Here is a 12368-nt window from a genome sequence, read left to right as displayed (position 1 = left end):
CTCCTTTGCGTGTTGACGGGCGTGAATGATCGTCAGGATTGGTTCGCTTCGATCTTATCCTGAGTTTTGGTTTCAAAGTCACTCGGGTCGTGGCGCTCGCGCAATTGTTCGGATGGCTCTCCGCTCATGCGATTGACCATACGTCCGCGGCGTACTGCGGGGCGTGCCAGGATGGTGTTGGCCCAGCGTTGAACGTGCTTGTAATCCTGGACGCTGAGGAACTCTGCGGCGCCGTATTGCCAGCCCTTCGCGAGCCCACCGTACCATGGGAACACGGCGATATCGGCAATCGTATAGTCGTTGCCCGCCAGGTACTCGCTCTCCGCGAGACGCCGATCCAGCACGTCGAGTTGACGTTTGACCTCCATGGCGAAACGATCGATGGCGTATTCGATTTTGGTCGGCGCATAGGCATAGAAATGACCAAAACCGCCGCCCAGATAAGGGGCGCTGCCCATTTGCCAGAACAACCAGTTCAACGTCTCGGTACGCCCCTGGATGTCTTTGGGGATGAAGGCGCCAAATTTCTCGGCCAGGTACAACAGGATCGAGCCCGACTCGAACACGCGAATCGGCTCAGGGCCGCTGCGATCGAGCAGGGCGGGGATCTTGGAGTTGGGATTGACGCCGACAAATCCGCTGCCAAACTGATCGCCGTCACGGATATTGATCAGCCACGCGTCGTATTCGGCGCCGGTGTGCCCCAACGCCAGCAGTTCCTCCAGCAGGATCGTCACCTTGACGCCATTGGGTGTGCCTAGCGAATAGAGTTGCAGCGGATGCCGGCCGACCGGCAATTCCTTGTCGTGCGTAGGCCCCGCGATGGGCCGGTTGATGCTGGCGAAATGGCCGCCGCTGGGTTGGGTCCAAGTCCAGACCTTTGGAGGAACATATTCGGGGGAGTCTGCCATGCTGATGCTCCGGGATAGCGTCGAGGCCGCTCAGGCGGCGGCTGGGGGATAGTTGGAAGGAAACAGCGCGCGTTTGGTTTCCTCGTCGTTGACGCGCTTGAACTCGTGGTTCTGGCCGACGGCGCGCGCTCGCGCCACGGCAGGCCGTGCATCAACGGTTTCAAAGAGACGCTTGAGATTAGGGAAGGGCGCAAGCGGATCATCTGCGCCTTTGCGCACTCGCGAGGCGCGATCGAGCCAGCCCCAGGCCGACATATCTGCGATGGTGTATGTGTCGCCGACGATGTAGGTGCGTCCCTCGAGGTGATCGTTCAACACTTGGTAATGCCGTTCGGCTTCGCGCCGATAGCGGTTCACGGCATAGTCCAGGCCCTCTGGCGCGGCAAACTGAAAATGTACCGCTTGTCCCGAAAACGGGCCCAGGCCGGACGCAAGGAACAGCAGCCACGAGAGCAGCTCGGGCCGGTCTTGGGCGGCGCCCATGAACTTGCCGGTCTTTTCTCCGAGGTAGAGCAGGATCGCGGTGGAGTCAAAGACGCGCGCTTCTTTGCTATCGGGCCCGGCCGTGTCGACGATGGCAGGGACTTTGCCATTAGGGTTGATCGCCCGAAACGCGGGCGTATGTTGCTCGCCCTTGCTGGTGTCGACCGGGATGACTTCGTAGGGCACGCCCGCCTCCTCGAGAAAGAGGGAAATCTTTGCGGGATTGGGCGTAGGGTGAAAATAGAATCGGATCATCTTTTTGCTCCGAGCAACGGTTTTGAGTTTTAGTACGACCATTCTATAATGGCCCAACACGACAAGAATGGCAAGCGCTGCGATGCCATAACGGGATCTAGAAAAGCGATATGGCAAGGCCCAGAGAGTTCGACGAAGACGCACTGCTCGATGCAGTGATGCATTGCTTTTGGTCGCAAGGCTATGAGGCAACGTCGGTGAAAGACCTCACCTGCGAGACGGGCATCACCGCAGCCAGTCTCTACAATGCCTATGGGGATAAACGAGGGCTGTTCCGGGTCGCGCTCGATCGCTACGTCGTGCACATCACAGAGCGCATACAAAAGGGCGAAACGCTCCCGCCTAGCGAAGCCATCGCCTATTTCTTTGAACAGATTCTGAGCCGCTCGCTGAATGATCGCGAACACAAGGGTTGCATGTTGGTGAACTCCGCGTTGGAGCTCGCCCCTCATGATCCCGAGTTTCGAAAGGTCATTGCCGATGCATTGAAGAACATTGAGAGGTTCTTTCTACGTTGCATCACTGCGGGGCAGGCCGATGGGACGATCACGCGTGTGCTACCCGCAGCGCAGTTGGCGCGCCATTTGCTCAGTGTCTTGATGGGCGTGCGTGTATTGGCGCGTGCTCGGCCGGAAAAGGCGCTGCTGGAGGGGGCAGTTGAAACTGCCTTAGCCTTGCTGAAAAATTAGCGTATCAGGCAATAGTTCGTTGCTTGTCCTGACTGTAGCCAAAACGCACGACGCGAAGTGCTGAACAATACTCCTGGCAGTACTTCGCGCCATGCTCTTATCGCAGGCCTGTTACTCCGACGGCCGCGTTTGCGTCAGCCCTGTAGGAGGCCCATCAATCGCCGTCCATCCGGCATCCACCGATAAGCTGCTACCCGAAATATAGCTGGCAGCATCGGATGCCAGGAATGCTACTGCGGCGCCAACCTCCGAGGGCTGGCCCCAGCGGTTCAGCACGGTATGGCCGGCATAGGTGTTGTAGATGTCCTGCTTTTCCTTTAGCGGCGCTGTCAGTCTCGTTTCGATAATGCTGGGCATGACGGCATTGACACGTACGCCGTAGCTGCCGACTTCGGCAGAAAAGGCTTTGACCATCTGGGCGATACCGGCTTTGGTAGCGGCATAGATACCCAGGCCCGGCTCGATCGTTACAGCACGCATGGACGAGCACAGAATCATGCTGCCCGAGCCCTGCTTGATCATCGGCCGGCCGAAACTGCGCATGAAATGAAAAGCGCCCTTCAGGTTGAGATTCATCACCTGATCGAACTCCTCCTCTGTGTAATCGACGATGAGTTTGCGGATGTTCAGGGCCGGGGTAGAGACCGCGATATCAATGCGGCCATGCTCGGCCAACGCCTTGTCAGCGAGCGCGGCGATGTCGGCGCCGCTGGCGGCGTCCGTTTGCATCCAGGTGGCTACGCCGTTTGCGCTGATTTGCTCTGCGGTAGCACGTGCACCGTCGCTGTCACGGTCCGCGCACAAGACATGAGCCCCCATGGCGCCCAGCGCGTGAGCTGATGCCTGGCCGATGCCCGATGCCGCACCGAGCACGACCGCAATCTTGCCGCGCAGGTTGAAAAGTTCTGGGTAGTTGATCATAGAAAATCCGTAATACAGGTCGTTCGGGGTTACTGAGGTCGCTTGGTGGTGCTGGCAGGAAGTGCTTAAGGCACCATCCACGCAAGTACATTCGTTTGCAGATACACCAGCAGAGACAGGACGGCCAACAACAGCAGGCTCCAGCCGATGACTTTGCGGAAAATCAATCCCTCTTGGCCAATGATACCCACTGCCGCCGCGCCAACGGCAAGGCTTTGCGGCGAGATCATTTTGCCCAGCACGCCGCCGGATGCGTTGGCGGCGGCGAGCAATGCGGGATTCAGGCCGGTAGCGTTCGCCGCGGCGACTTGCAAAGCGCCGAACAAGGCATTGGCCGAGTTGTCCGATCCCGTGACCGCCACGCCGATCCAACCGATGACGGGCGACAGGAAGGCGAACGCCGATCCCGTTTGTGCCAGCCAGACGCCCAGGGTGACGGTTTGACCGGAATAATTCATGATGAAAGCGATGGCCAGCACGCACAACACCGTGGGTATCGCCCATCGCAACTGATAGACGGTTTCACGATAGGTGACGATGGCAGTCCTGGCGTCGATGCGCAGCAGGATGGCAGACAGGATGCCGGACAACAGCAGCAGCGAGCCCGTGGCGGAAAGGCTATTCAACGTAAACATGGTGCCGACTTTGGCGCCCGCAGCGTTGGTGATGCTCAATCCTGGCCAGGCAAAGCTGAACGTCCCTACCGAGAGCCACTGCTTTACGACCTGCATTTGTGCCAGCGAGAAAATGGCGATGATCAGGATGTAAGGCAGGTAGGCTTGGAACATGGAGCCTGTGGTTGGCCGCACGACGGTGCCTGGAGGCAAATACGCTCCAACACTATGAGGAATGGCTTCGTGCACCGGTGCTGCGGTGTCTCGCGCGCCCCGTGAATGCTCGGCCGTCGACGAGGAGGCATCCATGTCGCTCGCTGAGTCAGGGCTCGGGCAACGCCAGACTTTCAAGAACAGAATCAATGCGAACGCCGAACCTAATGCACCGATCACGTCTGCAAGCGCAACCGAGATAAACGTTGCACTGGCCCATTGGCTCAGGCCAAAACCGACGCCCGCGACGACGGCAGCTGGCCATACCTGAGTCAGGCCGCGCTTGCTATCTGTCAACCACACCAGGATCAGCGGCACGAAGGCTGCGATGAGCGGCGTCTGGTGTCCGACGATGGCGCCCAGGTGCTCAAACGGAATGCCGGTAACTTGCGCGAGTGTCGTGATCGGCACGGCCAGCGCACCAAAGGCCACGGGCGCAGTATTGGCGACCAGGGCCAGTACCGCAGCTTTGATAGGGCGCATACCGATGGCCAGCAACATGGCGCCCGAGATGGCGATAGGAGTGCCCGCGCCCGCGAGGGCCTCCATCAAGGCGCCAAAGTTGTACGCAATCAGAATGGCTTGAATACGCGGATCGGGACTGATCAGCGCAAAACTGTCCTTGAGCGTGGCGAAATGTCCGGATTTAACCGTCAGGTTATAGAGCCAGATTGCATTGACAATGATCCACAGCACCGTCAATACGCTGAAGGCCGAGCCGTAGATGCCGGTATTCAAGGTCGTGCTGATCGGCATTCCGTAACCAAATAGCGCTACGCCGATGCACACCAGCAGTGACACAAGTGCGGCCCGATGCGGCGTCACGCGAAACCATCCCAGCAGGATGAACATGGTGAGCAAGGGCAGCGCGGCGCAAAGCGCCGACAACAAAAGCGACCCGCCGACGGGGTCGTATACCTGTTGGAACATGGTGTCTCCTTCACCCCCGGCAGTGATTGCTTTTCTGTCCGCCGAGGCGTGGTCCGCGGAAGGTCAGGGTTTGAAGAAAGGTACGGGAGTCATCAGGCGGTTTTCCTGGCTGACGACATAGCCTGCTTCGGCGCTCTTGGTCAGGTAGCTTGCCCATTCGGGATCGCTTTGCAGGGCCTGGCGGCGGGTGGCGCGGTCTGCGGCGTCTTGGTAGACCCAGATGTGCATGTAGCTGTTCACATTGCCCGTCTCGGTCTGCATATAGGCCAGGGGCTTGCCCAGGTGCCGGCTCTGTATCTCGTAGCCATGTTCCGCATATAGGGCGAGATGTTTTTTGATCGTGCCGGGGCGGCAGGTGTAGGTACGGACGTCGTAAAGCATGCGTGTTCCTTCGTGTAGCATGAGTATTGATGCCAGGCTGCGACAGCCACTTGCACTTTTTGCCGTGGGATGGCGAATTAGTACGAGTGGTACTGTACGCAGTCAGAGGAACAACGCGTTAGGACAGATCAGACGTCGTCTAGGACTTTTTTGCAGAGTATAGGTGAGGGAGGGGACTGCCGGTCAGGCGATTCGGGTCTTTACCTGTTCCCACGCGATATCGGCGACTCGCGTAAACCGATTCCCCATCGCCTCTGCATCCGCGTTCGCTGCGGTTCCCCGAAGCACGCGGCCCTTGATCCCGTGCAGGATGGCGGCAAAACGGAACATGTTGAAGACGACGTAAAAATCCAGGTCAGGTATCCCCGCGCGCCCTGTGCGTTCGCAATAGGCTCGCACATAGGCCTGTTCATCGGGCAACCCCGAGGCCTGCAGGTCCAGCCCCCCGATCCCGCCCAATATGTCCGGAGGCATGCGGAACATCATGGCGTGATACGCAAAATCCGCGAGAGGGTCGCCCAAGGTGGACAATTCCCAATCCAGCACCGCGAGTACCTTGGGTTCTGTCGGATGGAAAATCATGTTGTCTGCTCGAAAGTCGCCATGAGTGATGGTGACATCCTCAGCATCGGGCAGATGTTTGGGCAGCCATTTGACGAGTTGGTCCATCGCCGGATAACGGCCTGCGAGATCGTCCTCGAGATATTGCTTGGACCAGCGGTCGATTTGGCGTTTGACGTAGCCGCCTGGCCGGCCGTAATCACCCAGGCCGATAGCGGCGTAGTCGATTTGGTGCAGCGCTGCCAGGGTGGCATTCATAGCATCCATGTACTGAGCGCGTGCCTCACGCGGTACGTCGGAAAAACTGGCATCCCAGAATACGCGCCCCTCCACCATGGCCATGACAAAGAACCAGCTGCCGATGACGCTGTCATCTGTGCATAGGCCATAGATCCGCGGTACTGCGAAACCTACGGTGCCCAGTGCGCTCATCACGCGGGCCTCGCGTTCGACGGCGTGGGCACCCTTGAGTAGTACGCCCGGCGGCTTGCGTCGCAGGACGTAGTTGCGGGCCGGTGTCTGCAGGCGATAGGTCGGGTTGGATTGCCCGCCTTTGAACTGGTCTATCGTCAGTGGTCCTTGGTATCCTTCGACGTTGGCTTGCATCCAGGCCTCTAAAGCAGGCTGGTCAATGCGATGCTCGGGCCGCACGGCGGTGGTGCCAGCGAAATTGCCAGTCGCTTTAGTCATGCGAGCCTCCATGCAGTGCATCACGTTTCATCTTTTTCGCCAGCGACCATTTGTGGACCTCGGTCGGGCCGTCATAAATGCGGAACGCACGGACTTCGCGGAATATCTGCTCGACGATGGTGTCGCGCGAGACACCGGTGCCGCCCATGACCTGCACGCAGCGGTCTGCCACGCGAAATAGTGCGTCCGATACCGCGACCTTGGCCATGGAGCTTTCAGTCGTGGCCTGAGATCCGGAATCCAACACGCCAGCGCACCAATCGATCATCAAGGCGGCTTGCTGCAGATCGATCAGGTTGTCGGCCAGCATGAAACCTACACCCTCGTGGTCGATCAACGGCTTGCCGAAGGCCTTGCGTTTTACCGCATAGGCGGTCGCGATTTCGTGCGCACGCGCGGCGCCGCCAAACCAACGCATGCAGTGCGACAGGCGGGCCGGAGACAGGCGGATCTGCGCGTAGCGGAATCCCTCGTGCACCTCGCCTAGGACGTCTTCCTGCGGAACGACGAGGTTATCGATGACGATCAGGGCGTGGCCGCCGGGCATCGAGCTGTCGATCGTATCGAGAATGCGTTCGATACGAATGGCAGGGTGGGGCAATGAGACCAGAAACATCGTGGCCTGGACTTTGTCGCCGGTATTGCTGCGCGCCATCACGATGCCGACTTCGGCGCCTTCTGCGCCGGTGATGAACATCTTGCGGCCATTGATGACCCAGCGATCGCCTTGTTGAACGGCGGTCGTCTGCAACATCGATGGGTCCGATCCCGCACCGCCATCCACAGCAGGTTCGGTCATGTAAAAGGCCGAGCGTGCATGTCCGCTGACCAGGCGGTCCAGGTACTTGGCTTTTTGCGCTGGGGTGGCGACTTTGCCTAGCAAAAACATATTGCCTTCGTCGGGCGCCATGGTGTTGACCGCTATCGGCCCCAACGGCGACAGACCTGAACGCTTGAGCACGGCTGCGGTTTCCAACTGCGTCATGTGGCTGCCATCGGACAGGATGTGCGGCGTCATCACGCCGGCCGCGCGAGCCTTGGCACGCAGTTCTTCGACGAGCTCCTGTGTCGGGCCATGTGCGGTGCGGCGCGGATCGTTCTCGTACGGGACGACGACGTTACGCACAAATGCCTCGACACGTTCGCCGACTTCGCGGCTGCGTTCGCTGGGGTAGGGTGTGTACATGCCTGTTTCCTCAAAGCGTGTTGACGAGATGGCCGCCGTCGACGACGATCACCGAGCCAGTCATGTAGCGCGACGCGTCGCTGCACAACAGCAGCAAGGGGCCGTCGAGATCCTCGAGTTGGCCCAGGCGCCGTTGCGGAATGCGTTTGATCAACGCTTTGCCCGCGTCGGACTGCCAAAAATCGGCATTGATCTCGGTCTCGATATAACCGGGCGCCAAGGCATTGACGCGAATGCCATAGCGCGCCCATTCCAGCGCCAGCGTCTTGCTCAGCTGAATGACCCCAGCCTTGGATACGGCATACGACACGACGCCGCCTGCCTGGCGCAGGCCGAGAATGGAGGCCACATTGATGATGCTGCCGCCATTGACCTGTAGCGCGGGCAGCAGGGACTGAGCCAGAAAAAACATCCCTTTGAGGTTGGTGTCCAGCACGGCATCCCAATCCTCTGAACTGTGCTTGGCTGCGGCACTTTCGCGCACGATGCCGGCGTTATTGATCAGCACATCCAGGGTGTCGATGTGCTTGACCAGCTCTCCATGGCTGGAGGCATCCGTGACATCAAAGGGCAGGCACAGCGGGGCTACGCTGCACGATAGCGTGTCGGCAAAGGCCTGCAGCCGGTCCAGACGTCGGGCGGCGAGGATCAATTGCGCACCTTCGGCGGCCAAGGTCTTGGCAAAGTGCTGTCCCAGGCCGCTGGAGGCGCCCGTGATGAGCACCCGTTTGTTCGCGACGGATAGTGATGACGCCATAGCGCTGGTCTCCTCTGGTTCTATTGGCCCTGCCGCCTTAATTCGGGGGGAAGGACGATGTTTTTTCACCCGTAAGGTAAAATTGTTCCATAAAATTGTAGGATGATTTTTTTCTCGTGACCAGACCTTTGTTTTGTGTGCCCGGAACTTGCTTATGAGCCCATCTGCCCTGATTGCTGACACCGGCGAGTTGCCGTCGCTACAACAGAAAGCCAAAAGCGCCTCCGATGTGGTGTTTCAGGGCATTTTGCGAGAGCTCGAGGCGCATGCCTTGGTGCCAGGCCAACGTCTGGTCGAGGTCGATCTGGCCGCCCATTTCGGGGTGGGCCGCAACTCTGTGCGCGAAGCCTTGCAGCGGCTGGCGGCAGAGGGGGTCATCGAGCTCTCGCGGCACAAGGGGGCGGCGATACGGTCGTTGAGCCAGCAGGAAACACTGGATGTGCTGGACGTGGCCGAGCGGATGCTGGGCCTGTTGGCGCGTACGGCGGTTCGAGGCGTGGGCGAGCCGTCTGTCCGCGCATCGTTACAAGAGACCTTGCAGCAGTTGGAACAGGCCGATCAGACGCAGGACAGCATTGCTTTTGCCCGCGCCCGCCGGCGGTTTTATCGGGTACTGCTGGATATGGGAGGAAACCTGGAGCTCAAGCGCCTGTTTCCTACGATTCTGATGCCGGTGGTGCACGCCCAGCATCGCTTGCCCAGCCTGCAGAAAATGCGCCTTGACGATTATCGGCGCATTGCCTTGGCGGTACTGGAAGCCAAGCCAGAGCAGGCCGAGGCGGCAGCCAGTGCGCACGTGAACCATGTGCGCACGACGATTCAGGCCGCCTATGCCGCAGGTAAGTCGTCCTGACCCAGAAAGCCGCCGCTTTGGTGTTGCCACAGATTGGCGTAGACGCCATTCTGCTGCAGCAGTTCAGCGTGAGTGCCTTGTTCGATGATGCGTCCTTGGTCCATCACGATCAGCCGGTCCATCGCTGCGATCGTGGACAGGCGATGCGCGATCGCAATCACCGTCTTGCCTTGCATCATTTCGCTCAGGCTCTCCTGTATCGCGGCTTCGACTTCCGAGTCGAGGGCGCTGGTGGCCTCGTCCAGCAACAGGATTGGGGCATTTTTTAGCATGACCCGTGCAATCGCGATGCGTTGGCGCTGTCCGCCCGACAGCTTCGCCCCGCGTTCGCCGACCTGGGTGTCGTAGCCTGTGCGGCCCTGCGGGTCGCTCAGGCGTTGAATGAAATCATTGGCTTGGGCATGCATGGCGGCGGCTTGTATATCCGCGTCGCTGGCCTCGGGCAGACCGTAGGCAATGTTGTCGCGAATACTGCGATGGAGCAATGAGGTGTCTTGGGTGACCATGCCGATGGCTTGCCGCAAACTGTCCTGCGTGACGTGAGCAATGTTTTGCCCATCAATGCAGATGCGGCCCGCATCGACATCGTAAAAGCGCAGCAGCAGATTGACGAGTGTGGACTTGCCTGCGCCCGACCGGCCGACCAGACCGATTTTCTCGCCCGGTTTCACGGTCAGGCTCAGGCCATCCAGCACCTGACGGTTGCCGTTGTAGTTGAACGAGATCTGGTCGAATACGACTTCGCCCTTGGTGATTTGCAGCGCCGTTGCGCCAGGTTGATCCTCGACTTTGACTTTGCGGGAAAACGTCCCGATGCCATCCTGTACCGTGCCGATAGCCTCAAAGAGCGACGTCATCTGCCACATGATCCAGTGCGACATGCCGTTGACCCTCAAGGCCATTGCCGTCACGGCGGCCACCGCGCCGGGGCCCACTGAACCAGCATGCCACAAATACAAGGCATATCCGCCAGCAGAAAGAATCAGCCCGACAACCAAGGCCTGATTAATAATTTCGAATTGGCTGACCAGGCGCATCTGCTTATAACCGGTCAGCTTAAAGTCCTCCATCGCGGCGCGCGCGAAATGCGCCTCGCGGTTGGTATGCGAGAACAACTTAACCGTGATGATGTTGGAATACGCATCTGTCACCCGGCCCGTCATGGACGAGCGCGCGTGTGCCTGTTCCTGCGATACCTTGCCCAATCGCGGGATGAAATATCGCATCGTCAGCCCATACAGGACGATCCAGGCGAGAAAGGGGATCATCAGCCGGCTGTCAAAACCCCCGGCCAAGGCGATGATGGTCACAAAATAAATGCCGATGCCCAGCACTATTTCGGAAAACGTAAACAGCACCTCGCGTACGGCGAGAGCGGTCTGCATGACCTTGGTGGTGACACGTCCGGCAAACTCGTCGGCAAAGAACGACAGGCTTTGCTGCAGCATCAGGCGGTGAAAGTTCCAGCGCAGCCGCAGCGGCAGATTGATCGCCAATATCTGATGCTGGATGAGGGTCCGTGCCGCAACCAGGCCGATACTGGCGACCAGCACGATACCTATGCTCCACAGTACCCGCGTTTCCTCGGCGGATATCGCGTCCGTCTGCCAATCGGCCAGAAAATCCACGATCTGGCCGAGAAAGGCAAATAACCAAGCCTCATAGATCGAGACGCTGGCGCTGAACAGCGCCAGCAGGGCGAGATAGCCACGGGCGCCTTTCGAGCACGCCCATAGAAACCGCAACAGCCCCTTGGGAGCGATGGCGGGGGATTCGGCGGGAAAGGGGTCTAGCAGGTGTTCAATCGGGCGGGGCAAGATAGCCTCCGGTAATGCAGGGAAAAGGAGACTTTACGACATTCGATGGTCGTATTCGAGTGCCCGATTTCATGGCGGGGGCTCCGTGGCCCTTTCTAACGTCGCCTCGTATCGTTTCGCATGGCACGTTCGTATTTCATCGCGGATAGGGTGCGATGAGCGTCCTTGACTCGGTGGGCTATTACATCAGCCAGGCCGGCCGTGGCATCCTCGATGAGTTGAAGGATAGGTTCGCGCGTTGTGAGTTGAGCCGGGTTGCGATCAGAGGAGGACATTGTGTTCGTCCTTAGATGTAAAGGCTGAATTGTAGGCGCAGTCTATACCTGTCGATCGTTATAGCGTGCGGAAACTCCATTTTGAGATGAGCACGTGGAGGCAGTGCACAGTCCGCGTCATTCAGCGTTGCAGCGATGCGCCTCCACAGATGCTTATGTCCTGCCCGGTGATCGCGGCCGCTGCCGGCGACAGCAGGTATCCAACCAATTGTGCAATTTCACCAGGCTCGATCAACCTGCCAATAGGCGGCAGCTGCGCTGAGCTGGCAGATCGCGCCGGGTCGTTCACCATGCCTGTCGCGGTAGCAGCGGGCGAAACCACGTTGACCGTGACGCCTTGTGCGGCGACCTCTGCCGCCCAGCTGCGCGATAGCGCAATCAATGCGGCCTTGGTTGCAGCGTACTGGCCACGGCCCGGCATGCCTTGCGCGACGCGACTGCCGATGAATACGACCCTGCCGTCACGGCGGTCCACCATGGCTGGCAGGATGGCATTACACAATATGCTGGCAGCGTCGACGTGAAGACGCCACATCAGCTCGGCTGCATGGCGATCCAACGCACCGATGCGTCCCACCCGCAGCATGCCTGCTGCATGTACCAAGGCATCGGCATCAAGCAGTTGGGAGGCTATGCTTTCGACTTCAGCGCCGATGCCTAGGTCGGCCGTGACGGAGCGGAAGTGTTCGGACTCCAGCGTCGGTGCTGTGCGGTCCACCCCCGTCACACGCCATCCAGCCTGCAACAGAAACTCGGCGATCGCTCGTCCGATTCCTGCGCTGGCACCGGTTACGACGGCGTGTTTTTGCGGGGCCTCATCATTCACATATCG

12 protein-coding genes are annotated in these 12368 nt (G+C 59.5%); 2 read left to right on the top strand and 10 right to left on the bottom strand.

Translation table 11 applies throughout. The annotated features are described in order from the left end of the window. Nucleotides 1–32: 32 nt before the first annotated feature. Both yghU and CAL20_RS22835 read right to left on the bottom strand, forming a co-directional pair. On the bottom strand, nucleotides 33–911 hold the full coding sequence (gene yghU / locus CAL20_RS22840; RefSeq protein ID WP_094839090.1) for a glutathione-dependent disulfide-bond oxidoreductase: 879 nt from the start codon (nucleotides 909–911) through the stop codon (nucleotides 33–35). A 30-nt stretch (nucleotides 912–941) separates the two neighbouring features. Continuing rightward, nucleotides 942–1649, bottom strand: coding sequence for a glutathione S-transferase family protein (locus CAL20_RS22835; RefSeq protein ID WP_094839089.1), 708 nt, complete (start codon nucleotides 1647–1649; stop codon nucleotides 942–944). A 110-nt stretch (nucleotides 1650–1759) separates the two neighbouring features. Between CAL20_RS22835 and CAL20_RS22830 the strand changes: the two genes are divergently transcribed. Next, the gene (locus CAL20_RS22830) at nucleotides 1760–2338 is read left to right on the top strand and encodes a TetR/AcrR family transcriptional regulator (protein WP_094839088.1); all 579 of its coding nucleotides are present in this window, start codon (nucleotides 1760–1762) and stop codon (nucleotides 2336–2338) included. 111 nt (nucleotides 2339–2449) lie between these two features. Here the strand turns inward: CAL20_RS22830 and CAL20_RS22825 are convergent, their stop codons facing one another. From CAL20_RS22825 to CAL20_RS22800, 6 genes are all read right to left on the bottom strand, one after another. Continuing rightward, entirely contained in the window at nucleotides 2450–3259 is an 810-nt protein-coding gene (locus CAL20_RS22825; protein WP_094839087.1) for an SDR family NAD(P)-dependent oxidoreductase, read from the bottom strand. Between the two features lie 65 nt (nucleotides 3260–3324). After that, nucleotides 3325–5016: an L-lactate permease gene (locus CAL20_RS22820; protein ID WP_094839086.1), complete on the bottom strand. Its 1692-nt coding sequence runs from the start codon at nucleotides 5014–5016 to the stop codon at nucleotides 3325–3327. Nucleotides 5017–5079: 63 nt separating this feature from the next. Then, nucleotides 5080–5397: an NIPSNAP family protein gene (locus CAL20_RS22815; protein ID WP_094823373.1), complete on the bottom strand. Its 318-nt coding sequence runs from the start codon at nucleotides 5395–5397 to the stop codon at nucleotides 5080–5082. 183 nt (nucleotides 5398–5580) lie between these two features. After that, nucleotides 5581–6648 (bottom strand): phosphotransferase, encoded by a 1068-nt coding sequence (locus CAL20_RS22810; protein WP_094839085.1) that lies wholly within the window; start codon nucleotides 6646–6648, stop codon nucleotides 5581–5583. Beyond that, nucleotides 6641–7834, bottom strand: a complete 1194-nt coding sequence (locus CAL20_RS22805; protein ID WP_094839084.1) for an acyl-CoA dehydrogenase family protein — start codon at nucleotides 7832–7834, stop codon at nucleotides 6641–6643. Before CAL20_RS22805 ends, CAL20_RS22810 begins: the two co-directional genes overlap by 8 nt. 10 nt (nucleotides 7835–7844) lie before the next feature. After that, nucleotides 7845–8591 (bottom strand): SDR family NAD(P)-dependent oxidoreductase, encoded by a 747-nt coding sequence (locus CAL20_RS22800; protein ID WP_094839083.1) that lies wholly within the window; start codon nucleotides 8589–8591, stop codon nucleotides 7845–7847. Nucleotides 8592–8745: 154 nt separating this feature from the next. Between CAL20_RS22800 and CAL20_RS22795 the strand changes: the two genes are divergently transcribed. Further along, on the top strand, nucleotides 8746–9444 hold the full coding sequence (locus tag CAL20_RS22795; RefSeq protein ID WP_094839082.1) for a GntR family transcriptional regulator: 699 nt from the start codon (nucleotides 8746–8748) through the stop codon (nucleotides 9442–9444). On the opposite strand, the gene CAL20_RS22790 is transcribed toward CAL20_RS22795, so the two are convergent. Both CAL20_RS22790 and CAL20_RS22785 read right to left on the bottom strand, forming a co-directional pair. Beyond that, nucleotides 9420–11264, bottom strand: coding sequence for an ABC transporter ATP-binding protein (locus CAL20_RS22790; protein WP_373558319.1), 1845 nt, complete (start codon nucleotides 11262–11264; stop codon nucleotides 9420–9422). The genes CAL20_RS22795 and CAL20_RS22790 overlap by 25 nt on opposite strands. A 393-nt stretch (nucleotides 11265–11657) precedes the next feature. Then, nucleotides 11658–12362 (bottom strand): SDR family NAD(P)-dependent oxidoreductase, encoded by a 705-nt coding sequence (locus CAL20_RS22785; protein ID WP_094839291.1) that lies wholly within the window; start codon nucleotides 12360–12362, stop codon nucleotides 11658–11660. Nucleotides 12363–12368: the final 6 nt, after the last annotated feature.

The sequence above is a fragment of the Bordetella genomosp. 4 genome, from assembly GCF_002261185.1.
In the GTDB taxonomy this organism is placed as follows: domain Bacteria; phylum Pseudomonadota; class Gammaproteobacteria; order Burkholderiales; family Burkholderiaceae_B; genus Bordetella_A.
This window is presented reverse-complemented; position numbering and strand designations above follow the sequence as displayed.

Bases quoted from the DNA above. Each gene is read 5' to 3' on its own strand.
- CAL20_RS22820 (WP_094839086.1), bottom strand. From the start codon at position 5,016: ATGTTCCAACAGGTATACGACCCCGTCGGCGGGTCGCTTTTGTTGTCG.
- CAL20_RS22825 (WP_094839087.1), bottom strand. From the start codon at position 3,259: ATGATCAACTACCCAGAACTTTTCAACCTGCGCGGCAAGATTGCGGTC.
- CAL20_RS22805 (WP_094839084.1), bottom strand. From the start codon at position 7,834: ATGTACACACCCTACCCCAGCGAACGCAGCCGCGAAGTCGGCGAACGT.
- CAL20_RS22835 (WP_094839089.1), bottom strand. From the start codon at position 1,649: ATGATCCGATTCTATTTTCACCCTACGCCCAATCCCGCAAAGATTTCC.
- CAL20_RS22810 (WP_094839085.1), bottom strand. From the start codon at position 6,648: ATGACTAAAGCGACTGGCAATTTCGCTGGCACCACCGCCGTGCGGCCC.
- CAL20_RS22795 (WP_094839082.1), top strand. From the start codon at position 8,746: ATGAGCCCATCTGCCCTGATTGCTGACACCGGCGAGTTGCCGTCGCTA.
- yghU (WP_094839090.1), bottom strand. From the start codon at position 911: ATGGCAGACTCCCCCGAATATGTTCCTCCAAAGGTCTGGACTTGGACC.
- CAL20_RS22800 (WP_094839083.1), bottom strand. From the start codon at position 8,591: ATGGCGTCATCACTATCCGTCGCGAACAAACGGGTGCTCATCACGGGC.
- CAL20_RS22830 (WP_094839088.1), top strand. From the start codon at position 1,760: ATGGCAAGGCCCAGAGAGTTCGACGAAGACGCACTGCTCGATGCAGTG.
- CAL20_RS22815 (WP_094823373.1), bottom strand. From the start codon at position 5,397: ATGCTTTACGACGTCCGTACCTACACCTGCCGCCCCGGCACGATCAAA.